Origin of the sequence: Luethyella okanaganae (assembly GCF_042660285.1) — a bacterium.
GTDB lineage: Bacteria > Actinomycetota > Actinomycetes > Actinomycetales > Microbacteriaceae > Luethyella > Luethyella okanaganae.
The window spans coordinates 899,804-921,527 of the sequence record NZ_JBHSTP010000001.1 but is presented as its reverse complement, the minus strand read 5'-3'; the positions used below and the strand labels follow the sequence as shown (position 1 = coordinate 921,527).

25 protein-coding genes and 1 tRNA gene are annotated in these 21,724 nt (G+C 65.1%); 12 read left to right on the top strand and 14 right to left on the bottom strand.

Going from position 1 to position 21,724, the window contains the following annotated elements; all coding sequences use genetic code 11:
• Position 1: 1 nt before the first annotated feature.
• From ACFQB0_RS04305 to msrA, 3 genes are all read right to left on the bottom strand, one after another.
• Entirely contained in the window at positions 2-484 is a 483-nt protein-coding gene (locus ACFQB0_RS04305) for a DUF6993 domain-containing protein (protein WP_386728007.1), read from the bottom strand.
• Positions 485-519: 35 nt separating this feature from the next.
• Positions 520-1,056 (bottom strand): single-stranded DNA-binding protein, encoded by a 537-nt coding sequence (locus tag ACFQB0_RS04300; RefSeq protein WP_386728004.1) that lies wholly within the window; start codon positions 1,054-1,056, stop codon positions 520-522.
• A 222-nt stretch (positions 1,057-1,278) separates the two neighbouring features.
• A complete protein-coding gene (gene msrA, locus ACFQB0_RS04295) occupies positions 1,279-1,803 on the bottom strand; it encodes a peptide-methionine (S)-S-oxide reductase MsrA (RefSeq protein WP_386728001.1) in 525 nt (174 codons plus the stop codon).
• Between the two features lie 17 nt (positions 1,804-1,820).
• Here msrA and ACFQB0_RS04290 point away from each other — a divergent pair, with 17 nt between their 5' ends.
• The 4 genes from ACFQB0_RS04290 to ACFQB0_RS04275 all read left to right on the top strand — a co-directional run bounded on the left by ACFQB0_RS04290 (position 1,821) and on the right by ACFQB0_RS04275 (position 4,928).
• Entirely contained in the window at positions 1,821-2,828 is a 1,008-nt protein-coding gene (locus tag ACFQB0_RS04290; protein WP_386727998.1) for an aldo/keto reductase, read from the top strand.
• A 4-nt stretch (positions 2,829-2,832) separates the two neighbouring features.
• Positions 2,833-3,786: an EamA family transporter gene (locus ACFQB0_RS04285; protein ID WP_386727996.1), complete on the top strand. Its 954-nt coding sequence runs from the start codon at positions 2,833-2,835 to the stop codon at positions 3,784-3,786.
• A 77-nt stretch (positions 3,787-3,863) separates the two neighbouring features.
• Positions 3,864-4,121 carry a hypothetical protein gene (locus tag ACFQB0_RS04280; protein WP_386727995.1) on the top strand — a complete coding sequence of 86 codons (258 nt, stop codon included), beginning with the start codon at positions 3,864-3,866 and terminating at the stop codon, positions 4,119-4,121.
• A 75-nt stretch (positions 4,122-4,196) separates the two neighbouring features.
• Positions 4,197-4,928 carry a hypothetical protein gene (locus tag ACFQB0_RS04275; RefSeq protein WP_386727993.1) on the top strand — a complete coding sequence of 244 codons (732 nt, stop codon included), beginning with the start codon at positions 4,197-4,199 and terminating at the stop codon, positions 4,926-4,928.
• Positions 4,929-4,937: 9 nt separating this feature from the next.
• Here the strand turns inward: ACFQB0_RS04275 and nadE are convergent, their stop codons facing one another.
• The gene (gene nadE, locus ACFQB0_RS04270) at positions 4,938-5,759 is read right to left on the bottom strand and encodes an ammonia-dependent NAD(+) synthetase (RefSeq protein WP_386727991.1); all 822 of its coding nucleotides are present in this window, start codon (positions 5,757-5,759) and stop codon (positions 4,938-4,940) included.
• Positions 5,760-6,058: 299 nt separating this feature from the next.
• Here nadE and ACFQB0_RS04265 point away from each other — a divergent pair, with 299 nt between their 5' ends.
• On the top strand, positions 6,059-6,445 hold the full coding sequence (locus ACFQB0_RS04265) for a hypothetical protein (RefSeq protein WP_386727988.1): 387 nt from the start codon (positions 6,059-6,061) through the stop codon (positions 6,443-6,445).
• Between the two features lie 9 nt (positions 6,446-6,454).
• Here ACFQB0_RS04265 and ACFQB0_RS04260 read toward each other — a convergent pair whose 3' ends face one another.
• Positions 6,455-7,219, bottom strand: a complete 765-nt coding sequence (locus ACFQB0_RS04260) for a hypothetical protein (protein WP_386727985.1) — start codon at positions 7,217-7,219, stop codon at positions 6,455-6,457.
• A 249-nt stretch (positions 7,220-7,468) separates the two neighbouring features.
• On the opposite strand from ACFQB0_RS04260, the gene ACFQB0_RS04255 reads away from it, so the two are divergent.
• Both ACFQB0_RS04255 and ACFQB0_RS04250 read left to right on the top strand, forming a co-directional pair.
• Entirely contained in the window at positions 7,469-7,975 is a 507-nt protein-coding gene (locus ACFQB0_RS04255) for an arabinofuranosidase catalytic domain-containing protein (RefSeq protein ID WP_386727983.1), read from the top strand.
• Between the two features lie 144 nt (positions 7,976-8,119).
• Positions 8,120-8,260 carry a hypothetical protein gene (locus ACFQB0_RS04250; RefSeq protein WP_386727980.1) on the top strand — a complete coding sequence of 47 codons (141 nt, stop codon included), beginning with the start codon at positions 8,120-8,122 and terminating at the stop codon, positions 8,258-8,260.
• A gap of 90 nt (positions 8,261-8,350) precedes the next feature.
• Here the strand turns inward: ACFQB0_RS04250 and ACFQB0_RS04245 are convergent, their stop codons facing one another.
• From ACFQB0_RS04245 to ACFQB0_RS04225, 5 genes are all read right to left on the bottom strand, one after another.
• The gene (locus ACFQB0_RS04245) at positions 8,351-9,532 is read right to left on the bottom strand and encodes a Gfo/Idh/MocA family protein (RefSeq protein WP_386727978.1); all 1,182 of its coding nucleotides are present in this window, start codon (positions 9,530-9,532) and stop codon (positions 8,351-8,353) included.
• A gap of 69 nt (positions 9,533-9,601) precedes the next feature.
• Entirely contained in the window at positions 9,602-11,104 is a 1,503-nt protein-coding gene (locus ACFQB0_RS04240) for a glycoside hydrolase family 36 protein (RefSeq protein ID WP_386727975.1), read from the bottom strand.
• Positions 11,105-11,179: 75 nt separating this feature from the next.
• On the bottom strand, positions 11,180-12,520 hold the full coding sequence (locus ACFQB0_RS04235) for an ABC transporter substrate-binding protein (protein WP_386727972.1): 1,341 nt from the start codon (positions 12,518-12,520) through the stop codon (positions 11,180-11,182).
• A 59-nt stretch (positions 12,521-12,579) separates the two neighbouring features.
• Positions 12,580-13,533 carry a carbohydrate ABC transporter permease gene (locus tag ACFQB0_RS04230; RefSeq protein ID WP_386727970.1) on the bottom strand — a complete coding sequence of 318 codons (954 nt, stop codon included), beginning with the start codon at positions 13,531-13,533 and terminating at the stop codon, positions 12,580-12,582.
• Between the two features lie 9 nt (positions 13,534-13,542).
• Positions 13,543-14,469, bottom strand: a complete 927-nt coding sequence (locus ACFQB0_RS04225) for a carbohydrate ABC transporter permease (protein ID WP_386727967.1) — start codon at positions 14,467-14,469, stop codon at positions 13,543-13,545.
• 163 nt (positions 14,470-14,632) lie between these two features.
• Between ACFQB0_RS04225 and ACFQB0_RS04220 the strand changes: the two genes are divergently transcribed.
• Positions 14,633-15,835: an ROK family transcriptional regulator gene (locus ACFQB0_RS04220; RefSeq protein WP_386727966.1), complete on the top strand. Its 1,203-nt coding sequence runs from the start codon at positions 14,633-14,635 to the stop codon at positions 15,833-15,835.
• A 47-nt stretch (positions 15,836-15,882) separates the two neighbouring features.
• Here the strand turns inward: ACFQB0_RS04220 and ACFQB0_RS04215 are convergent, their stop codons facing one another.
• Together ACFQB0_RS04215 and ACFQB0_RS04210 are read right to left on the bottom strand one after the other, a co-directional pair.
• On the bottom strand, positions 15,883-16,473 hold the full coding sequence (locus ACFQB0_RS04215) for a nucleoside hydrolase (RefSeq protein WP_386727963.1): 591 nt from the start codon (positions 16,471-16,473) through the stop codon (positions 15,883-15,885).
• 2 nt (positions 16,474-16,475) lie between these two features.
• Positions 16,476-17,528 (bottom strand): sulfatase family protein, encoded by a 1,053-nt coding sequence (locus ACFQB0_RS04210; protein ID WP_386727960.1) that lies wholly within the window; start codon positions 17,526-17,528, stop codon positions 16,476-16,478.
• Between the two features lie 187 nt (positions 17,529-17,715).
• Here ACFQB0_RS04210 and ACFQB0_RS04205 point away from each other — a divergent pair, with 187 nt between their 5' ends.
• Entirely contained in the window at positions 17,716-18,438 is a 723-nt protein-coding gene (locus ACFQB0_RS04205; protein WP_386729645.1) for a DNA methyltransferase, read from the top strand.
• A gap of 42 nt (positions 18,439-18,480) precedes the next feature.
• Here ACFQB0_RS04205 and ACFQB0_RS04200 read toward each other — a convergent pair.
• Positions 18,481-18,553, bottom strand: a tRNA-Arg gene (locus tag ACFQB0_RS04200).
• A 40-nt stretch (positions 18,554-18,593) separates the two neighbouring features.
• Positions 18,594-18,854, bottom strand: a complete 261-nt coding sequence (locus ACFQB0_RS04195; RefSeq protein ID WP_386727957.1) for a thioredoxin family protein — start codon at positions 18,852-18,854, stop codon at positions 18,594-18,596.
• 234 nt (positions 18,855-19,088) lie between these two features.
• Between ACFQB0_RS04195 and ACFQB0_RS04190 the strand changes: the two genes are divergently transcribed.
• The 3 genes from ACFQB0_RS04190 to orn all read left to right on the top strand — a co-directional run bounded on the left by ACFQB0_RS04190 (position 19,089) and on the right by orn (position 21,705).
• Positions 19,089-19,712 carry a LysE family translocator gene (locus ACFQB0_RS04190; protein WP_386727954.1) on the top strand — a complete coding sequence of 208 codons (624 nt, stop codon included), beginning with the start codon at positions 19,089-19,091 and terminating at the stop codon, positions 19,710-19,712.
• A 553-nt stretch (positions 19,713-20,265) separates the two neighbouring features.
• Positions 20,266-21,075, top strand: a complete 810-nt coding sequence (locus tag ACFQB0_RS04185; protein ID WP_386727952.1) for an SGNH/GDSL hydrolase family protein — start codon at positions 20,266-20,268, stop codon at positions 21,073-21,075.
• A gap of 9 nt (positions 21,076-21,084) precedes the next feature.
• Entirely contained in the window at positions 21,085-21,705 is a 621-nt protein-coding gene (gene orn / locus ACFQB0_RS04180) for an oligoribonuclease (protein WP_386727949.1), read from the top strand.
• Positions 21,706-21,724: the final 19 nt, after the last annotated feature.

Here is a 21,724-nt window from a genome sequence, read left to right as displayed (position 1 = left end):
TCTACCAGTCTATGGGCCGCGTGGCGCCGACCAGGCAGGTTCCGGTACCGAGCATCGCCGCGACCTGACTGTGGTAGCCGCCGCTCGCCGGGCCGGTCTGCCCGATGAGGCATTCCCCCGTGAAACGCACGGCCCATTGCACGGAATCGGCCGCGAGGCCGACCGAGGTCTGATCGAGTGTGACCTCCATGTCAGCCTTCGTGAAGCCCGCAGCCACGAGGGCGTCGACGAAGTTCCGTCCGGTGGCCGCGGGGTTCTGCTCGAGTACCGCCGTGTTGACGAAGTCGAAATAGCTCAGGTTGTCGGAGGCGCCAAGCTCCGCTTGCAACACCGGATCCGAAGCCGGTGTCACCGACGGCGTCTGGGTCGGCGACGGACTCGCGTTCGACGGCCCGGGCGTACGCGCCTGCGCGGTGCATCCCGTCAGCAGCAGGGCTCCGATGCCCAGCGCGCCCAGTGTCGCCGCGAACGAGCTCCGATTCATCAATGACCCCTTTCCCCGCGCCCAAACGGTCGCGGCTATGAGTCTACGTCGGCGAGCCTCAACGCTTCCTGCGGCAGGAACTCCCGTGCCCCGTCCACGGATTCGGCACCTCCCGCCGCATCCGGACCAGCCGTCGCCCAGGCATCGAGAGGGTCGACGGTGCTCGGCTCGTGGCCGGTCGCGTCGGCATCATCCGCGGGAGAGGAGGACGCCGCAACGACCACGCGAGTGAAGGCCGCGGTGCCCCAGGCCAGGTCGGGGCCGAGCGCCTCGGCCTCCACCTCGACTGTGGTGCCGTTTCGTTCCCCGCTGTCCCAGGCGCGAATCTTGAGTTTGCCCGTGGCGACGATGCGATCACCCTTCTTGACCGAGGCGATGGCGTTGTAGGCGAGTTGGCGGAAGGCGCTGATCGTGTACCAGTTGGTCTCGCCGTCGACCCATGCGTTCTTGGCCCTGCTGAAATGTCGCTGGCTCGATGCGAGCCGGAACGAGGTGATGGCAAGCCCGCCGCCTGTCACGAAATGTTTCGGATCTGTCGCGACCAGTCCGGTCACGGTGATGGTGTCGCTCATACAGGCCTCCCAATGCTGCAGTCGATGCCACGGATGTGGCGAACACGCGGTCACGGTCCGACACTCGTGCCAGTCACGCCGACACCGTGACCGCGCTGCACCGAGTGTGCACGGACTTCCCCGAGCGTCGGCGCCAGCCATCCGAATCTGGGAGTAAGACCCGTCGGGTCCCCCTTGTGCAGGACGGACGAACAGGCGCTCAGTCCATGGAGACGGAACCGGTCAGGTGACGATGTAGTCCGAATAGCTCTTGCGGATCTTGTTGACCTTGGGCAGGGCGACGGCCATGCAATAGCCCTGACCCGGATTCTTGGCGAAGAAGTCCTGATGGTACTCCTCGGCCCGGTAGAAGGCGCCGAGCGGCTCGATCGACGTGACGATCTCGCCGTCCCACCACTCGGATGCCCGATCGCGTGCTGCCTCGAACAGCTCCTTCTGAGCATCGTCGGCGTAGAACATCGCTGAACGGTACTGCGTGCCGACATCGGCACCCTGCCTATCGAGCTGGGTCGGGTCGTGCAGGGTGAAGAACACGTCGAGGATGACGCTCGACGGGATCGCCTCGGGGTCGAATTCGACCGCGACAGCCTCGGCGTGGCCAGTGCGACCCGTGCAGACCTGCTCGTAGCTCGGCGCGACGACCGCGCCGCCGGTATACCCGGAGACGACGTCGGAAACCCCTCTGAGCACGCGGTAGACCGCATCCAGGCACCAGAAGCAACCACCGGCCACGACAAAGGTTTCCACAGCTCTAGAGTAATCGCATGACCTTCGCTGCCGCTGAGAATCGCTACGACTCCATGGACTACCGTCGCACCGGTCGGAGCGGCCTTCTCCTGCCGGCCGTCTCGCTCGGGCTCTGGCACAATTTCGGCCACGAACGCGGCATCGACACCCAGCGGGCGATCCTGCGCCGCGCCTTCGACCTCGGCGTCACCCATTTCGACCTCGCGAACAACTACGGTCCGCCTCCCGGCTCAGCCGAGACCAATTTCGGCCGCATCCTCGCCGAGGACTTCCGCCCCTATCGCGATGAGATGATCGTGTCGAGCAAGGCGGGATTCGACATGTGGCCAGGCCCGTACGGCGAGTGGGGATCCCGCAAGTACATGCTCGCCTCGCTCGATCAGAGCCTCGGCCGGATGGGACTCGACTACGTCGACATCTTCTACTCCCACCGTCCCGATCCGAGCACGCCCGTCGAGGAGACGATGGGTGCCCTGGCGACAGCCGTGCAGCAGGGCAAGGCCCTCTACGTCGGCATCTCCAACTACGATCCAGAGCAGACCGTCGCCGCCGTCGCAGCGCTCGCCGAGCACAAGATCCCGCTGCTCATCCATCAACCGCGGTATTCGATGTTCGATCGGCACATCGAAGAGGGCTTGTTCCCGGTTCTCGACGATCTCGGCGTCGGCAGCATCGTCTTCTCTCCGCTCGCGCAGGGACTGCTGACGGATCGCTACCTCGACGGCACGATTCCGGCCGGGTCCCGCGCCGCCACGAGCCGGTTCCTCCCGCCCGATCGCGTCAGCGCGAGCTACCTCGAACGGGCCCGGGCGCTCGAGAAGATCGCGGTCGGACGCGGCCAGACCCTCGCCCAGCTGGCCCTGAGCTGGGTGCTGCGGCAGCCGACCGTGACAAGCGCCCTCGTCGGCGCGAGCAGCGTCGCGCAGCTCGAGCAGAACGTGGCCACTCTGAACGCCCCGGAGCTGACCCCGACCGAGATCGACGCGATCGAACCGCACGCCGTGCACGGCACCGGACTGGATTGACGGATTGGGCTATCTCTATGCCTTCCTGGCCGCGATCCTGTTCGGCACTAACGGCTCCGTCACGAAAGTCGTCATCGAGGCGGGGATCACCCCGGCTCAGCTGACGCTCTCGCGCGTGGCGTCCGTGACGCTCATCGCCGGAATCTGGCTGCTCGTGGCGAACCGAGCGGCATTCCGCATCTCGAAGCGTCAGCTCGGCATCATGGCCGTGCTCGGCGTCGTGGGCGTGGCCTTGCTGCAGTGGACGTACGCCGTCGCCGTAAGCCTGCTGCCCGTCGGCATCGCCCTGCTGCTCGAATATCTCGCCATCCTCGCCGTCGCGGTGATCGCCCGCATCGTCTTCAAGGAACACGTGAAAGCCAGGCTCTGGGTGGCTATCACCCTCGTGCTCATCGGCCTCGCGGTCGTCGCTCAGATCGGGCAGAGCACCTTGTCCTCGATGGGCGTCCTGTTCGCGGTCACGGCGGCGGCGACCCTGACCGTCTACTTCGTGGTCGGCGAACGGCAGGTCACGGCTTCCTCACCCATGACGGTCGCATTCTGGTCCATGGCATTCGCGACGGCGTTCTGGCTCGTCTTCAGCGGTTGGTGGCAGCTCGACCCGACGCTGCTGACGTCGCCGATCTCGCTCGGCGGCACCCTCTCGAACGTCGTGATGCCGCTCTGGGTTCCTGTGCTCTGGAATGCGGTGCTGGGCTCGTTCGCCCCCTTCCTGCTCTCGTTCCTCGCGCTCAAACACCTCACGGCGACCGCTGCCGGGATCACCTCCTCGTCCGAGGTGCTCTTCGCGTTCGGCGTCGCGTGGTTGTGGCTGGGCGAGGGGCTCGACGCCTCGCAGGCCGGAGGCGTCGCCCTCGTGACCGTCGGCATCGTGCTCGCTCAGACAGCGCGCGTGAACAAGGTGCTCGACCCGGATCTGGCCATGCAACAACTCGCGAAAATCGAGAAGCTGCCCTAGCCGCCCCGACTGTCGGTGGTCGGGCCTACCCTGGAGCCAAGACATCAGGGCCGGCTGAGACACGTAAGGAGCAGCATGTGACCATCGCACCTCTCACACCGATCCGACGCACGAGCGGCCTCGGCATCGCGACACCAGGGCTCGCCTTCGTCGCCGTGCGCGACGCACTCTGGCGCGTAGTCGCCACCAGCGGGGTCGTACTCGGCCACATCGAGCGCATCACGACTCCGGCCGGCGACCGCTTCGCCGCGCGGCTTGCACTCGGTGGCGGCACCCGCGCCATGCCGCTCGGCGAGTTCTGGAACGCCGCGGACGCCGCGGACTGCTTCGTCTGATCCGTTTTTCGCCGAGTTCTGGCGCGCCGGATGAACTCCCGAGCCGAGACGCCCTTCAGAGGTAAAGTGCGGCACATGCAGTGGTTGAATGACTTCATAGAGTGGATTTCCTCATCGGGCGCCCGTCCAGTCGTCTTCTCGGCCGCGGTGATCGTCGTCGCGATCATCGCATCGGGCCTGCTCGCCGCCTGGATCGCGCGCGGTGCCACCCGGCACCTCATCAAGCAACGAGATCGCGAGATCAAAGCGGCGACCATCGCCGCCCTCATCGACGCCGCGACGGAAGCCTCCGTCTGGAACTCGCTCACCCCGCAGGAGCAAGTGCTCTCGGATCGCGCTGTCGGCCAGGCTGACATCCAGGTGCGGATGCTCCCGATCCGGGGTGCCGCAACCGCTGCGAACTGGGCCGCTCACCAGCTTCACGAGTTCAAGCGCTCGTCCGCGACGTTCGGCTACCAGCTCGACCCCGCAGTCGCCGAGTTCCGCGATCGCCTCGTCGAGTGGCAACGCAAGCCCTCTCGTGCACGCAAGATCTTCCAGAACGATCTCGAGCGGTGGAAGCTGCAGAGCAACGAGCGGGAGACGTCGCTCCTCGCCGAGCAGGACGCCTGGGTGGCGCAGCAACACCACGAGCAGTTCGTCGACTCTCCGGCGATCGCCCCGATCGCGCCCGTGTCGCTCGGCGGCACCGCGCCCCTCCGTGGCGCCCCGTCGACGGAGACGCAGAGGCTGCTCGACGACGTCGACGCGATCGAGGCACGCCGTCAGACGACGACCGGCTCGACTGAGACAATCACGACGCCGTAGCTGCGGCGTTCAACGCCACCACCCGTCGAACATCGTCACGGGCACCTGACGTTTGTGCTCGGTCGCAAGGTACCGTTTCTCGATCGCCTCCGCCGTCTCTTGCGCGATGTCATTGCCTTCCAGGTAGTTGTCGATGTCGGCGTAGACTAGCCCCAGGTTCGCCTCGTCCGTCTGCCCAGGATCCTCGTCGAGCAGATCCGCCGTCGGATCCTTGAGGAAGAGCCGTTCCGGCGCGCCGAGCTGCCGCAACAACTGTTTGCCCTGACGCTTGGTGAGGCCGGTGAGCGGCAGGATGTCGGCGCCGCCGTCTCCGTACTTGGTGAAGAAACCTGTGACGGCCTCTGCGGCGTGGTCGGTTCCGACGACGAGATAACCGCTCTGCCCCGCGATCGCGTACTGGGCGATCATCCGCGCGCGCGCCTTGACATTGCCCTTGGCGAAGTCGGACATCTCCGCACCGACTGCATCGGCATACTCCGCCTCGAGTCCGTCGACGCCGCGCTGGATGTTGAAAGTCATGAGCTTCTGAGGGCGGATGAACCGCAACGCGAGCTGCGCGTCGTCCTCGTCATGCTGCGCCGCGTATGGCAGCCGCACCGCGACGAAGTCGGCTTGCGTGCCCGCCTCGGCGAGTTCATCGACCGCCAGCTGGCACAGCCTGCCCGCGAGGGAGGAGTCCTGTCCACCGCTGATACCGAGGACGAAGCCGCGCGCACCGGTCCTGAGCAGATAGTCCTTGAGGAAGTCGACGCGGCGGTGCACCTCGGCGGCCGCATCGATCGAGGGGGAAACGTGCAATTCGGCGATGATTCGCGCCTGGAGGTCTCGCATCCCTCGAATCTATCGTGCCTCCGGCCCACCTACACGACCGGTGTTCCGGGGATCGCTATGCTGGCGATGTTACCGATGTTACCGCCGAGGACGCCACGATCCCTGATGGGTATTGGTGCGCTGGTATGCCAGCCAGACGAGCGGCTACGACGAGCGAGTCCGAAGTTCCAATACCATCCATTTGGCTGCATGTCGGAACTTCGGACATCGGGTGCCCCATACTAGACAACGTTCGAAAGTCGTCCCGTGCCCTGAACGCCTTGATTTCTCGGGCAAAGGCCGGGATCGAACTGGACCGTGTGCCGGGCACCTACACCCAGATTACTGACCCACGAGGACGTGTGGTCGCCGCGATTGAGAAGGTTCAAAACCCGGTCACCCCGCAGATGGCTGTCGACATGGTCGCCCGCTACGAGGCTGGTGCCTCGATACGCGAGGTCGCTGCAGCGTTCAACGTGCATCGCGAGACGGCGGCTCGTCACCTGCGATCGGCGGGAGCTCAACTGCGCAAGGCGGGCTTGACCAAAGATCAGACAGCTCGAGCCGAGGTGCTCTACTTGTCCGGCCAGACGCTCGCACAGGTTGGCGAGAAGTTCGGCGTCTCGCAGGGAACGATCGGCCGGTGTCTTCGAGAGCGTGGTGTGGAGCTTCGCCAGCCGCTGGTCCGCGCGCATGGCTCGGCCTGAAGCCTGTCGCTAATCCTTGGAGTGGTCCTGTCCTGCTCCTGTCGCGAAAAGGTCCGGATGCAACACATCGTCTTCTCCAAAACGGTATCTGTTGCGGAGAACCTCGATGATCTTAGGACCGTTCGGAGTTCGTGCATGCGATTGCAGACCGTACGAAGGAAGAACGAGGAGAGCCGCGAACTCCAACATGCTCTCGAGCCTCTCTCGCGTGAATGAGTCTCGTGGCAGTTCAGGATCCGACGGCAACTCTTCACGCCGAATAAGTTCGTTTGCACGATGTTGTTCGGCGGGTGGAGTATCTAGTCGAAGCTCAATACCTTCCCACGCTGGTCGAGCGTTTCCCACGATGGTGGTGATCGCCATCATAAGTTGCCAGTCCAGCCAGCCGTCGTCCTTCAAGGAGAGCAGATCTCGACTCACCACGGGATCTGCTGCCAGCCGGGGAATCGTGAAGCGAGCAATTGGCAGCGTTCTGTCGTATCGGAGCTGGATGTTCTCCAGTGACTCTTCGCGGTTGTAGCGGGGTGAGAGGCCTTGGCGGGTTCGAAGGGACTGGTGGACGACTGGCTCCTTACGAGGAATATCACTGCCTATCGGCCCTTCGGTGAGTTTGGCGATGGCTGTAACTTCTTCGTCAGACAGGAAATCTGCTGCCTCATCGTATGGTCGTCCTCCGCTCAGCTTATGGCTTAGCCCTCGCTCGAACGCTTTACGGACATGTTCGAAGAACTCGTCTTGGTTGAGCAGCGTGTGTTCAAGGAGAGCTCCTGCCACGATGCTGACTAGGTCAGGGAGGAAGTCGGTCTCATCTATGTCCTGAACCGGGGCCAGATGAACGATCCACCTGCTTACGGAGTTGTCTGGCAGACGTTCGCCCCCTTGACCCGTCGCAGTTCCGTCGAGGCGAACTTCAATATCGAACCGTCTCTGCTTTAACGTTTGAGCATTGCGTGGTTCCCTGGTTCAACGTTGGACAGACGGGCTACCGAGAAAAGCACTGGCGCTTGAAAGGAAGGTCGACCCGTGAAATCCGAGTCCTCAACGATCCCCCGGCGGCACCGGACGGCGATACTCAGCCTCCTCGCCCTCGTCCTCGCGATGATGACGGTGCCGCTCGGCGCCGCCTCCTCCGCGACGGCGGCCGCCGACGGGCCCTGCGACATCTACGCCGCAGCCGGTACCCCCTGCGTCGCGGCGTACAGCCCGGCGCGAGCCCTCTACGCGAGCTGGGTCGTGCTCATCGCGATCGTCGTCGCGATGCTCGTGGCCTGGATCCTGCGCACCTCGCCCGGCACCGGCAATCAGATCGCGATCTCGGCGATGCTCGTGCTCGCGCTCGGCTCCTCCAGCCCCGAATACGCGTTCGCCCGCATCGTCGAGACCCTGATCGGCGTCGCGATCGGCATCATCGTCAACGCGCTCATCGTGCCACCCGTGCTCGTCGCGCCCGCGCGCCGTGACCTCGGGCTGCTCGGGCACGAGCTGGCCGCGAGCCTCGACCGCCTGGCCGACGCGCTGCCCGAGCCGTAGACGCCCGCCCGGCTGCAGAGCTGATGCTCGAGGTCCGTCTGCTGCGGCCGATGAAGAACGTCGCCGAAGCATCCATCGCCGCCGGCGAGGAGTCGCTCACCCTCAATCCCCCGTCGCTCCACGCACCGGGCCGAGCTGCGCGAGATGCGGATGCTGGTCGACCGGCTCGCCCCGATCGTGACGCAGACGATCGGCATGACGCGCGCCTACTTCGACCACTACGACGACTCCATCGGCGAGGAGCCCGTGGTCGCCGCCATCGCGGAACAGCTCTCCCCGCGATGAAGAGCGCGACCATGGTCAGCCCGGAAGCGTTAGCGGCCACCCCGCGTTCGGCTGTCTCTCTGCCAGGGTGTCGAGCCCTCGGGCGCTCGGTCACGCCGGCTGTCCAGCGTCGAAGTAGGTAATGAGCTCGGGGTCCAGCAATGGCACTGGCAACAGACCGCCATCAGCGCGGATCGAAGCCGTCGCCTGCAGCGCAGCGGCGACCGCCTGCCGCGCGGCGATTGGTGAGGTCAGGGTCGGGGCGCCGTCTTGCGCGAAGGCGACAAACTCCGTGATCATCTGGGCATCCGCAGCGCCGTGTCCGCCCGCAGCCCCGTGTTCGCCCGCGGGGACCAGGTACGTCTCGTCGGGCGGAGCTGCGGTGCCGTGCCGGCGGTTCCATAGCCGGATCTCGGATCCTGGTGTGTCGCCGAGGTTCTCCAGACGCCCCTCCGTCCCTATCACGGTGTAGTTGCGCCAATAGTCCGGCGTGAAGTGGCATTGCTGATACGAGCCGAGTACTCCATTGTCGAGCACCAGGTTGACCTGCGAGATATCTTCGACGTCGACGATCGGATTGAGGCCGGTGGTGGCGGTGGGTGGCCAGTTGTTGAGGCTGAACCACTCGTCCATCCGCTCCGCGCTGTGGTCCCGTCGGTCGTCGATCGCCCCGTACACGGCAAGCGCGCCAACCCCACTCACGCGCGTCGAGTATCCGCCTGCCAGCCAGTGGATGATGTCCAGGTCGTGCACCCCTTTCTGGAGCAGCAACCCGACAGACCGCGACCGGTCGGCGTGCCAGTCCTTGAAGTAGTAGTCGCCACCGTTGCCGACGAAATGCCGGCACCAGATCGCCTTGACCTCCCCGACCCGGCCGTCGGAGATGAGTTCGCGCATCAACGTGATCACCGGCATGTGGCGCATGTTGTGCCCCACGTACAACCGGGAACCGGTGCGACGGGCGGTTTCGAGGATGCGATCGCAGTCATCAAGCGCGATCGCGACCGGCTTCTCGCAGAACACTGCGACCCCAGCCTCCAAGGCCGGGATGGCGGCGGCGGCGTGCAGATGGTCGGGGGTCAGCACCATGACGGCGTCGATGCCAGCGGCGAGGAGTTCCACGGGGGTCGCCGTCACGACCGCGTCCGGGAACGCCGCGGACGCCTCCTTTCGTGCCCGTTCGGCGGGGTCGTACACAGCGACCACACGGGAGCCGGAACCGGGACGATGGGCCTCACGGGCGAGCGAACCCCGGTTGCCAAAGCCGACGACGCCGATCCTCAGGTCTGTCATGGGTTCAACTTTCTCGCGGAGGGCAGTAGAAGGGCACGGCGGAAGTGTAGGTGCCCGTGCCTCAATGTCTTAGACGATGAGGGAGGCCGCGTTGGTCACAGCCGTGCCAGTCACGATCGGGGTCAGGTCGACATCGCGCCCGTCGATGCGGAAGGAGTACCTGCCGGTTTGCTCGATGACGGAGGTCTCCTGCATGTACCGAGTCAGGTGCTGGCGCTCGGTCTTGTTCAGCCAGGCGATCGGGTCGGAGGTCGACCGGAACTCCAGGATGGCGGCCGTGTCGCGCAAGGCTTGCCGTTCGGCGTCGTCGAGGAGGTTCCGGGAGCTTCGGAAGTAGACCGCGTCGGGGTCGACCTCGTAGAGCCGCTTCATCCAGGTCCTGTTGATGGACGAGACGATGGAATTGCGTGCCCCTACACCGGAGGGATCACCGACCCGCTCTGCATTGTCCCAGAACGCGCCGACGTCCGGTCCGACCCGGGCGCCGTCGAAGACGCCGACACTGGGGATCATTGGCACGCCGCATCCCAGCATGTACACCGAGTCCCCGACCACGGAGCGGATGTGCTGCACCGCGTCGCGATAGACGGCCTCTCTGTGGAGCGGGATGCTGCGCTGTCCCGCCACCGCGCCGGCGTACATGAAGTCCAGTTTGAGGTAGCGGTACCCCCAGCCGACGAGCCTCTCGAAAACCTCGCGCAGGTGATCCTTGACCTCGCCCTGAGTCGTGTCGAGGGAGTAGTAGTGCGAACCCCAATTATGCCCGGTGATCAACGGGCGCCCGTCGTCCCCTTGCACCAGCAGGTCGGGACGGCTGCGCGCGAGCTCGGAGCCGGGCAACGCAATCAAGGGCGCCAGCCAGAGGCCAGGCGTGAACCCGGCGCCGTCGATCGTGCGCGCAGTCGCCGCCATCCCAGACGGGAAACCGGGCCCAGCGACCCAGTCGCCGACGATCGGCTCCCATCCGTCGTCGAGCTGGAACACGTCGAACGGATAGCCGGCAAGATCGGCGACGGTCCGGGACACGAGCTCTTCGTCGATCCCTTCGAAGTACGAGTACCAGCTGCTCCATACGGTACCCGCGCGGCCGGTGCGCCGACCGAGGCGTTGCGACACGAGGTCCGCGTAGTCGGCGAACACCTGCCGCTCCGGCCCATAAGCGACGAACCAGTCGGCGGTGTCGTCCTCGGCACGCCCCCACAGCACGTTGCGGTCGGCTCCCACGCGCGGGGATCCGAGGCCGAGGGCGCCGAGCAGGAGGACGTCACCGTCGCTGCCCGCGACGGCTCCGACAGCCGACCCGGAATGACTGTGTGGCGTCTCGTTGGCCGCGTCATCCGCGGTCAGTAGCCGATTCGGGCTGTTCTTGATGCCGATGGTCTCACTGTCGGTACGCGCCCATCCCGACGGGCTCCAGGAGTTCCAGCCGTGGCGGTAGAACTCGGTGTCACCAAAGGGATGCAAGAGCGCAACGGGACCGGCCGGAACGACGAACCCGTTCGACACCGCCTCCGGTTGCCCCACAACGTTGGCCGGGATGCGGAGCCCGGCGAAATCGAAGGTGTACTGCATGCTCAGCTTTCTGGGAGAAAGGCCGTCGGGCGGGTCGGACGGACGGGGCGGCCCAGTGGACGCCCCGTCCGTGTACTACTTGAACAGCGCGTTGACCTGATCGTTCGCCTTGCCCAGCGCGGGCTTTGCGTCCTGCTGGCCGAGGGCGACGCTCTGGATCGCGTCCTGCACGATCTGGCTGATCTCGGTGCCGTGGTAGGTGATCGGGATGATGAACGTGCCGTCTTTGGCCCGCTGCTCGTCGAGGAAGACTTTGGCGTTCAGGCCGTCCTTCTCGCGCACCTCAGCAGACTTCTCCGAAGCCTCCTTGATGGCCGGGAAAACGACGCCGGTCGCGGCTACCGTGTTCTGGCAGTCCGCGGAGGCGAGATACTTGACCCACTTCCACGCCTCGTCCTTGTGTTTGCTTCCCGCGTAGATAGCGTCGGACAGTCCGTTGATCGCGGACTTCCTGCCCTCCGGGCCGACCGGGAGCGGGGCGAACCCGAACTGGTCGGTCTTGCCCTTGTACGCCGAGAGGTTGAACGAGCCAAGGGTGGTCAGAGCCCCGCCGTTGTTGGCGAGCACCTCGGAGCGCGCAAGCGTCGATTGGACGTCGAGCTTGGGCGCGTAGCCCTTGTCGGCGAGGTCAGCGAGCCACTGCACGGTCGCGGTGAGCTTGGGATTGTCGTAATGGAACTTCGTGCCGAAGGGGTTCTTGTCCGCGTAGGTCCACCCGTTGGAGTACGCGAAGTTGCCCCAGCCGTTCTGGCCTTGCGATCCGTCGGCCCACTCTGGCAGGAAGCCGTAGACCTTGACGTTGTTCTTGTCGAACGCGGGATCGAGACCATTGTGGCCGTTCTTGTCGACGGTCAGCTTGGCGATGGTCTGCTCGAAGGTGCCGCCGTCCTGCGGGTTCCAGGTGAGGCCGGCCAGCGACGCCTCGTCGATGCCCGCGGCCTTGAGGTCGGCCTTGTTGTAGACGAGCCCCATCGTGTCCCAGTCCTTCGGCAGACCGTACCGGGCGTCCCCGACCTTCCAGAGGTCCGCGAGGCCGTCGACGTACTGACCGAGGTCGATTTTGTCCCTCTCGACCATCGGTTGGATGTCCACGATCTGCTTGTCCTGGACGAACTGCGGGTAATACGAGGCCTGGTCCACCCACACGTCCGGGGCGCTGCCGGCGGCAATCTGGGTTGAGAGATTCGTCCAGTACTGGCCCCAGGCCGACTGGCTGATCTTGATGGTGATGTTCGGGTTCTCCTTGGTGAACTGCTCGGCGCACTGCTGGTAGGCGGGCACCTGCGTGTCGTCCCACATCCAGTACTGCAGGGTCACCTTGTCATTCGAGCCGGACCCGCCGGACGAACACGCGGTGATTCCGGTGAGCAGTGCGGCGGCGGCGGCGATGGCGGCGACGCGACGGACGTTGGTCATTGGTTTCTCTTTCTGTATGAATGGTGCATCGGGATGGGCGGTTCAGACGGTGGGGCTGGTCATTTGATGCCGGTGAAGTTGAGCGACTCGACGATGCGGCGGCCGAGGAAGACGAGCAGAATAAGGACAGGGATGACCGACAGCGTCGAGCCGGCCATCAGCCCGGTCCAGTCGGGCTGGGTGTTGGGCGACTGCTGCAGGTATACGCCGAGGGCGACGGTCATCGTTCGCACGCTCTCGTCGCGCCCGATGAGCAGCGGCCAAAGGTAGTCCTTCCACGCCCAGACGACGGTGATGAGGCCGATAGTGATGAGCGGGCCACGGCTCATCGGGAGGGCGATGCGCCAGAAGACCTGAGCCTTGCCTGCTCCGTCGAGCATCGCCGCCTCCTCCACGTCCACGGGGATGTTGAGGAAGAACTGGCGCAGGAAGAACAGCGCGAACGGCGTCATGAGAAGGCTCGGTGCGACCATCCCGAAGATGTCGTTGAGGAGGCCCAAGTCGCGGACGAGCACGAAGTTCGGTAGCAGCGTGAAGATGCCGGGGACCATGAGCGCGGCGATGAGGATGGCGAACAGGACGTTGCGTCCCGGGAAGCGGAGCCGCGCGAACGCGTATCCTCCCATCGCGCAGAACAGTGTCTGGAAGAACCCGATGAGCGCGCAGTAGATGATCGAGTTCCACAAGTAGAGGAGGAAGTTGATGGAGGCACCGGATCCCCCGGCGGCCTGATCCTGAGCGGGAGAGAGGAAGCCGAGCACGCGCGCGAAGTTGATCAGGGTTGGGCTGCCGGGGAAGAGCGCACCAGAGTCCCTGATGACGTCGGCGGCGGGCGTCAGGGCTGTCTTCAGCATCCAGTAGAAAGGGAACAGGGTCAGGACGAGGGAAATGATCAGGACCGTCCAGCCGAGGGCGCGGCCGATCGAGAAGCGGTGGCGGGTCGCGTCGTGTGTGGGCCGGGAGGGCTGCTGCGTGGTGGGGAGGATGGGGGTTGCCGGTTGTGTCATGGTCATGCGATGTCCCTAGGCGAGCTGGGATTCGGAGGCGCGGAGGAGGCGCAGTTGGACGGCCGTGGGAACACCGAGGATGATCACCAGGACGATGGCCATGGTCGCTGCGTAGCCCATGTGGAAGAAGGTGAACGCTTGTTGGTAGATGTAGTAGTAGATGACCCGTGTCGCGTTGACCGGGCCTCCCTTCGTGGTGATTGCTACCGTGTCGAAAATCTGGAACGAGCCGATCAGCGAGACGACCAGCACCAAGGCCATCACCGGGCGGAGCAGCGGCAGTGTGATACGGGTGAACAGGCGCCACTCTCCCGCGCCGTCGAGTGAGGCGCTCTCGTACAGATCGGCGGGGATCTGCAGCATCCCCGCATAGAACAGCAGCGCCGTGTAGCCGGTGAAAGCCCACGTGTTCACGATCGAGATCGTCGGGATCCCCAGGGCTGGGTTGGTGAAGAACCCGATCGCGGGCAGTCCCATCGCAGTGATCAGGTGGTTGACGAATCCGAGGTTGGTGTCGAGCAGCCACAGCCAGACCAGCCCGACGGTGACGTTGGGCACCAGCCACGGCAGCAGCAGCGTGGTGCGCAGCATCACTGAACGGGTGAGCCGGTGCATGAGCGCGGCGAGGAGCAGCGCGAGGACGGTCTGCGTCGTCACGTTGACGAGCACATAGGAAAGCGTGACGCCCATCGAGTTCCAGAACTCCTTATCCTGGAGCACGGCGGAGTAGTTCTCCAGGCCGACGAACGCGGGGTCGCCCAGGAGGCTGTAGTCCGTGAAGGACCACCACACCCCGCGGACCGTCGGATACAGGTAAAAGACCGCGAATCCGATCAGGACCGGAGCGATGAAGAGCCAGGCGACTCGGCGGTCGTCCCTCCGCCGCCGCACCGCCGGCGCGCCACCCATCCGATGCGTGGCTCTCCGGAGCAAGACTGTCATGGCATCCTCTCAGCGCCACCGGTGCACCGCCGTCGTTAGCGCGACAACGGTGGCGCGGCGCGCGCGCGATTCGCGGGCCGTCGGTTCGTTCATCCGCGGTAAAGTCGGGTGGACAGGTTAATTATGCAAGTTGGCGTTATAAAGCACAAGAGTGAGGATGAAAGTGACTCGAGAGGCCCTTATTCGCGGTATCGAACCGGTCATGGGCAGCCGCTCTCTGCTGCGGCGCATGAACTCGTGGGGCATCCTGCGCGCAGTGCTGGAGCACCCCCAGACCATGCGCGATCTCGCCGCAGAGTCGGGCCTATCCCGCACAGCCATCGATGCAATCATCAGCGACCTGACCGATGCCGGCTGGGTCGTCGCGTCGGATAGCGCCCCCGCGGGCCGCCTGGGACGGCCGGCCGCCACCTATCGGCCAGCTCCCGGGCTCGGCCACTTCCTTTCGCTCGACATCGGCGCCAACCACATCTACGCCGTCGTCACCGACCTGACCGGTCACGTGCGCGGGCACCGTGCGGAGACGACGGCGGAATCGGAAGCCGCAGAGACCCGGATCGCGACGGCGCTCCGAGCCGGAGACGACCTGCTGGATGAACTCGAGCTGACGCGGGCCGACCTCTGGGTGGTCACCATCGGCTCCCCAGGCGCCATCAGCACCACGGGGCAGGTGCTACACTTCGGCGGCACCGGCATGCCGGGGTGGATCGGGCTCGACCTGCGCGAGCGGTTCCGGCGCGAGTACGAAGCGGCCGTCCTGATCGAGGGGGATGTCGCCCTCGGAGCCCAAGCGGAGCTTGCGATCGGAGCGGCCCACGGCCATACGGACGTCGTATATGTCCTCTGCGGTGCACGAACCAGCGGCGCCTCCATCGTGAACGGGCGGGTCCACCGCGGCGTCCACGGCGCAGCGGGCATCGTCGGCGAGATGCCGGAAATGCGCTGGGCGGAACTGAACGAACGGTACGGAGCCGCGGTCCTGGGAAGCCCACGTCCCAGCCGGGAACGGGTCTTCGACCTGGCACGCTCTGGGGACCCCGCGGCGGTCGAGGCCGTACGGGAGTTCGCTGACGACTTGGCCACCGGTGCGGCCGCGATGACTCTGGCGCTGGATCCGGAGCTGCTGGTGGTCGGCGGCGGCAGTTCGCCAAGCGCCGACATCTTCCTCCCGCGGTTCGAGGAGTCCCTGCGGTCGATTGTGCCGCTCGCGCCGACCGTTGTTGCCTCCACGCTCGGCTCCGAGGCCGTCGCGATGGGCGGGATCAGCCTCGCCGCAGACCATCTCACCGCCGTGCTCGACGGAGCTGCCCGCGAGCGCGAGTCGTTCCCGAACCCGGCGGAGACGCAGGAGTTGCTTCGAGGCTGAGAGGCGACGGCCCTGGGTGCGTGTGCATTCCAGGGCCGCCGTCATGGTCAGTCAGTGGTGACGCGATCGATGTCGGGCGCCCAGTTCGTTGGGTTCGCGATCGTGATCATGTGTCCGCCGCCAGAAGGGATGGCCAGGTTCACTACGGACATCGTTCCGCCCATGAACATGATGCGTTCGAGTCGGGCTGCGATGTCGGGATAGCACCGGATCAACAGCGCGACGTTCGTGAGAGGGCCGAGGGCCAGGAGGGTCACCGGTTGCGGTGAGGTGAGGATCGTGTCTCGCATCAACTCGATCGCGTGCGGTGGGGACGCATGTTCGCCCGTGCGACGGAGTTGTATGCCTCCAAGGCCGTCCGTCCCGTGGAATCCGTGCGCAGGCCGGGTCTGACCCAGTAGGGGCCCGGACGAGCCGCGCCCGATGGGCGGCGGCGACGCCAACCCTAGAGCGTGGAGCACGGTGGCGGTGTTGGATACCGCGTTGTCGACGCTCGTGTTCCCCGCGACACAGGTCACCGCGAGCAGCCGCACTGCCGGCTCTTGTGCGAGGAAGGCGAGCGCGAGGGCATCGTCGAGTCCGGTGTCAACGTCGACGATCACGGGAACGGGGGCCGATCGAGTCGCGGGATTCGGCATCGTCACCAGCTCCCCACCTGGAACAGGTGCAGCGGCGAGTTGGGGTATGCGTCTGTGGCGGTGGCCTCTGCGAGGTCCGCGAGCAGCACTTCTCGGATGTCCCGGTAGCGCTCGTCGTACGCCAGGTTGTTTTGCTCGTCGGGATCCTCGATGAGATCAAACAGCTGCTCCCCGCCGCCGGCGAGGTGACGCGTGTACCGGTAACGTGTGGTCCTGATGGTGCGCGCCCAGCTGCGCGGCGACGCCTCCACATGGCTGTTGTTGGATTGGATGAACACATGAGACCGCGCCATATCTTCGTCCTTCCCCGTGGCGACCGGGACCAACGAACGGCCGTGCAGCATCGGCATCCCCTCGGTATCTGCCGCTCCCCATACGGGCAGGGCGGGAGCCGGTAGCCCGGCCCAGTGATAGATCGTCGCGGCAATATCCGTGTGCTCAGCCAGTTGCCGGTAATGGCCCGGTCGTACTCCGGGCATCCCAATGACGAGGGGAATGCGGATACACGGGTCGTAGTGGCGTTCCCATTTGCCGAGCAGTCCGTGGTCATGCAAGAGCTCACCGTGATCGGACGTGAAGATGAAGAGACAGTTCTCCAGTCGGCTTGCGCGCGCGAGCGCTTCCCGTACTCTGCCGAGTTCGTGGTCAAGGTGTGCGAGGTCGGCGAAATAGAGTGCCCGCTCTCGCCTCCAATCTGCGATCTCGTAGCTGGGCTCCGCGTAGCGCGGCTGTTCGTAGTAAGGGATCGGGGCGTTCTTCCATTCCGCCGAGGTCGGCTCCGGGATCGCATCGATGTTGACCAGATCGACGTACTCCGCGGGTGGTGAGAACGGATTGTGCGGTTGGATGTAGCTGATCTGCGCGAAGACATCGCCCTCGGCTGTGTCCAAGAACTCACAGGCTCGATCGGTGATCCACGCCGTTTGGGACACGTCGGCGGGGAAGGGGAGTTCGTAGGCCTCTCGGGTGCTTTCCGGGAACAACGCCTGGGCGGCAATGATCTCCGCCCGGAGATCTTCCCGCGCCGGTCCGTACTCCCGGAGTTCGGGGACCATCGTCATCCATAGGTGGACTGCGCCGCCTGATAGTGCTCTGGATGGTTCGCCTTGACCCAGTCGAGCCATTCACCGGCGCGCGAGTCTTCGGTGTTACACACGATGTCGAAGCCGTATGGCCGGTAATCCGGGGCGAGGGTCTCAATCTGTGGCGTAAAGTGCAGCTTCCCGAAAGCACCGGTGCACCATCCCGCACCCTGAAGAGAATGCAGGGTTCGAGATCCGCGACCAGATTGCGTGGCTGCACACCACCGGGATGCCCAAGAGCATGGATCTCTCGCACGCGATCGATAAGCACCAGGGCGTGCAGCGCACGGATCGGATCGTGCAGCAGAGCGAGCACGAGGGCGTTCTCGGCGCAACCCGCACCGTGCTCTCGAGAGGCACCCCGGTCACCGAGGACGCTGCACGGTGGGAGGGATGGGGCACCGCACTGCGTCCCGCGTTCGAGCCGATCATCATCGCCCGCAAACCCCTCGACGGCAGCATCGTCGGCAACGTGCTCGAGCACGGCGTCGGCGGGATCAACATCGATGGCACCCGCTTCGCAGGCGATCGGTGGCCCACGAATGTGGCGTTTGATGCGGCGCAGGCTGATGCGCTGGATGTGCTGACGGGGACGTGGCAGGAGGGGTCGTTGTCGCGGAAGTTCCCGATCTTCCGGTTCGAGCACAAACCCTCTCCGGGCGAACGTCCTCGCGCCTACGGCATCTCGCACACGACAGTGAAACCCCTCGCGCTGCTGCGATGGCTGGTCACGCTCGTCACCCCGGTCGGCGGGGTCGTGCTCGAACCGTTCGCCGGATCCGGGACGACCGTGGAGGCGGCAGCAGCCGCGGGGTTTCGCGTGGTGGCGATCGAGAAGAACACTGACTATCTCCCGCTGATCCGCTCACGCATGGAGCAGTAACCGCTCGCATCGACCTCTCACGCACCGCACCGGTTCGGGCGGTGCCCTCGGCAGGAATCGAACCTGCGACCAAGAGATTAGAAGGCTCCTGCTCTATCCGCTGAGCTACGAGGGCTGACGCATTTCCACGATACCGTAGGCGCTCCTTGTCCCGGTCATACCGCCTTCGCGGCAGCCACGAGCACCTGACTGAGCGTCGGCACGCCCGTCGCACGGAAGACCTCGGTTCCGCCGGCGTCCACCACGACGACCGTCGGCGTGGAGCGGATGTGGGCCGCCTCGGCGACATCCGTGTGACGCGCCACGTCGAACTCGACGACGGACGCAACGGGAACGAGGCGAGCCGCCTCGGCCAAGACCCCTCGGGTCTGCAGGCACGGCTCGCAGAAGGCCGAGGTGAAGAGCACGAATTCCATGGCCTTAGCGGGGCTCCGCCGCGATGGCCGTTCGGAGAATGCGGGGTGACCAACTCATGCTCTCAAGTGTACGGATCGCGAAATCCTCACGGCGGGTCTCCGAGAGCAGTCGGCGCCACTTCCACGCGGTCGCGGTCGGAGAAGCCACGTCCGAATTCCGCGAGCGCGCCTCCTCTCGGCGCCGAATGCTTGGGTCATGCACATCTCCGAGACCTCAAGCCCGAGGCGAGAGCAGTGACGATCGAGACGTTCGTGGCGCTCATCGCCTTCTTGTTCCCCTTGGCATACAGCCCCGGACCCGGAAACACGTTCTTCGCCGCGATCGGAGCGTCGAAAGGGCTCCGCCTCGCCATCCCCGCACTGGCCGGCTATCACGTCGCGACGTTCGTGGTGACCGCGGCGATCGGACTGGGGCTCGGCATGACAGTGCTCAACGAGCCGGTCTTCGCCAAGATACTCAGTGCGATCGGATCGTGCTATGTGCTCTGGCTCGGCATTCAGTTTCTCCGCGCAGCCCGCGCCAAGAGCTCGGGCGAAGCCCGCCAGGACTCGCCTGCTCCGGGACTGGGTTTCAAGGACGGCGCCGTCGTTCTCCTTCTCAACCCGAAGGCCTATTACATCATCGGGCTGCTGTTCACGCAGTTCCTGCACCCAGATGACGAGCGGCTCTGGCAGGTCTTGAGCATCACCACGGTCTTCACTCTCAACAACCTCCTCGCCTTCATCGCCTGGGCGCTCGGAGGCGCCGCTCTCACACATCTGTTCCGCGGCGCCAACGCGGGAAAGTGGATCGACTACGTATTCGCCGCGAGCCTCATCGGCGTAGCCATCTGGATGGCCGTGCCACTGTTCGCCTAGAGTGCGGGACGACCGATGCGTCGGCGCGCTTGCTCATGAGACCACGGGGAACGTCAGACCGATCCTGGCCGAACATCGTGTGTTGGAGCTCCTGGCTGGATGAGATTCCAAACTCGCGTCACCCGCTGAGATCGTTGCTATTCCGGGCGAAGGCTGGACGGCAAAACGGTCGAGATCCAATCGAACAGTTGACCGCGGGCTAGCCTGCCGCGTGGATGTGAGGCCGTGTTGGAAAGCTGCGACGCGACCTCACGTCGTGTGAAACTCGACTACTGATCGGAAGTCGTGAGGTGGGACTGACACCAGTTGAGAACGGACACGACATCGTCGGCATCCGTGACGTCCCATTCGTCAACAATCCAGGCCTCAGTCAGATTGCCCTTCGTCCAGGATCGAATTCGGCATCGAACCGGCGCGCCGGCAGCGCGACTCCGAGAACGCAGGGTGACCAACTCATGCTCTCAGGTGTACGGATCGCGAAATCTTGGCGGCGGGCGGATGACGAATGCCGTGTTCCCAACCCGTCGGCACGGCCACTGGGGATGATCGAGACGTGAGCGTCACAGTCTGGAAACGTTTCGTGGCCGTCGGGGACTCGATCAGCGAGGGCCTCTGCGATCCTGCGCCGACGACGCTCGGCACCACCCCGGGGCCTGAATGGCTCGGCTGGGCCGACCGGCTCGCCGTCATCCTCGACGGCTCCGCCCACCTCAGCGGGCGGGAGATCGAGTTCGCGAACCTCGCGGTTCGCGGACGACGCATCGAACACGTCGTCACCGACCAGATCCCCGCCGCGATCAGGCTCGGAGCCGACCTCGTCTCGGTCATGGTTGGTGGAAACGACCTCATGAGCGCCAAAGCCGACCCCGACAAGCTGGCCGCACACCTCGAAGACGGCATCGTCAAGCTGCGGGAATCCGGAGCGGACGTGCTGCTCGCGAACTGCTTCGACCCACAGTTCGCATTCTTCCTCAAGCCTCTCCGCGGGCGGGCGGCCGTTTTCAACGCGAATATCTGGAGCATCGCGCGTGCCCATGGCGCGACCGTGCTCGATCTGTGGGGCATCGAAGAGTTTCGGCAGACATCGATGTGGGCGGCTGACCGGGTGCACCTCAGTGCCGAGGGCCACCGCCTTCTCGCCTCGCGGGCCGCGCACTCCCTCGGTGTGCCGTACGCCGAGGTGGCCGCGCGCAGCCTTCCGCCCGTGAGCAGTCTAGCCGTCGACCGCGACACCCACACCGTCGCGCAATGGTTCCGCCGCTACGCACTCCCCTGGATCGTCCGACGCGTGCGTCGGGTCTCAACCGGCGATGGCATCTCACCAAAGCTCCCGCATCCGGCTTCGGTCAGGGCCCACCACTAGAATCGCAGCATGACGAACTCGAGCGACCGTCTGGTCTGGATCGACTGTGAAATGACGGGTCTCAACCTCGAGGTCGACGAATTGGTTGAGATCGCTGTGGTCATCACCGACTACGACCTCAACCTCATCGATGACGGTTTGAGCATCGTGATCAAACCGGATTCCTCGGCACTCGAGTCCATGAACGACTTCGTACGATCCATGCACACGGATTCAGGCCTCATCGAGGAGATCCCCGACGGTGTGAGCGCTGCCGAGGCCGAGTATCAGATACTGGAATACGTGCTCAAGCACGTTCCTGCCGAACAGAAGGCGCCACTGGCAGGCAACACGATCGGCACCGACCGCATGTTCCTCTCCAAATTCATGCCGCGTCTCGACGCGCATCTGCACTATCGCAACGTCGATGTCTCGTCGATCAAGGAACTCGCCCGCCGCTGGTATCCCCGGGTGTACTTCAACGCGCCGGCCAAGGACGGCGGACACCGTGCGCTAGCCGACATCCTCGAATCGATCCGTGAGCTGGACTACTATCGTCGCGCGGTGTTCGTGGCCGACCCCGGACCGACGACGGAGCAGACACAGGCCATCGCGGCGACCGTGCTGGACGAGTTCGACTCCCGAATGTAATACACTTCTCTAGTTGTCT

What these genes read in the sequence shown, in the direction of transcription:
- ACFQB0_RS04210 (WP_386727960.1), bottom strand. Translation starts at nt 17,528, where the DNA reads ATGGTCCCCGAACTCCGGGAGTACGGACCGGCGCGGGAAGATCTCCGG.
- ACFQB0_RS04230 (WP_386727970.1), bottom strand. Translation starts at nt 13,533, where the DNA reads ATGACCATGACACAACCGGCAACCCCCATCCTCCCCACCACGCAGCAG.
- ACFQB0_RS04215 (WP_386727963.1), bottom strand. Translation starts at nt 16,473, where the DNA reads ATGCCGAATCCCGCGACTCGATCGGCCCCCGTTCCCGTGATCGTCGAC.
- ACFQB0_RS04245 (WP_386727978.1), bottom strand. Translation starts at nt 9,532, where the DNA reads ATGACAGACCTGAGGATCGGCGTCGTCGGCTTTGGCAACCGGGGTTCG.
- orn (WP_386727949.1), top strand. Translation starts at nt 21,085, where the DNA reads ATGACGAACTCGAGCGACCGTCTGGTCTGGATCGACTGTGAAATGACG.
- ACFQB0_RS04240 (WP_386727975.1), bottom strand. Translation starts at nt 11,104, where the DNA reads ATGCAGTACACCTTCGATTTCGCCGGGCTCCGCATCCCGGCCAACGTT.
- ACFQB0_RS04225 (WP_386727967.1), bottom strand. Translation starts at nt 14,469, where the DNA reads ATGACAGTCTTGCTCCGGAGAGCCACGCATCGGATGGGTGGCGCGCCG.
- ACFQB0_RS04250 (WP_386727980.1), top strand. Translation starts at nt 8,120, where the DNA reads ATGCGGATGCTGGTCGACCGGCTCGCCCCGATCGTGACGCAGACGATC.
- ACFQB0_RS04290 (WP_386727998.1), top strand. Translation starts at nt 1,821, where the DNA reads ATGACCTTCGCTGCCGCTGAGAATCGCTACGACTCCATGGACTACCGT.
- ACFQB0_RS04235 (WP_386727972.1), bottom strand. Translation starts at nt 12,520, where the DNA reads ATGACCAACGTCCGTCGCGTCGCCGCCATCGCCGCCGCCGCCGCACTG.
- nadE (WP_386727991.1), bottom strand. Translation starts at nt 5,759, where the DNA reads ATGCGAGACCTCCAGGCGCGAATCATCGCCGAATTGCACGTTTCCCCC.
- ACFQB0_RS04305 (WP_386728007.1), bottom strand. Translation starts at nt 484, where the DNA reads ATGAATCGGAGCTCGTTCGCGGCGACACTGGGCGCGCTGGGCATCGGA.
- ACFQB0_RS04300 (WP_386728004.1), bottom strand. Translation starts at nt 1,056, where the DNA reads ATGAGCGACACCATCACCGTGACCGGACTGGTCGCGACAGATCCGAAA.
- ACFQB0_RS04195 (WP_386727957.1), bottom strand. Translation starts at nt 18,854, where the DNA reads ATGGAATTCGTGCTCTTCACCTCGGCCTTCTGCGAGCCGTGCCTGCAG.
- ACFQB0_RS04275 (WP_386727993.1), top strand. Translation starts at nt 4,197, where the DNA reads ATGCAGTGGTTGAATGACTTCATAGAGTGGATTTCCTCATCGGGCGCC.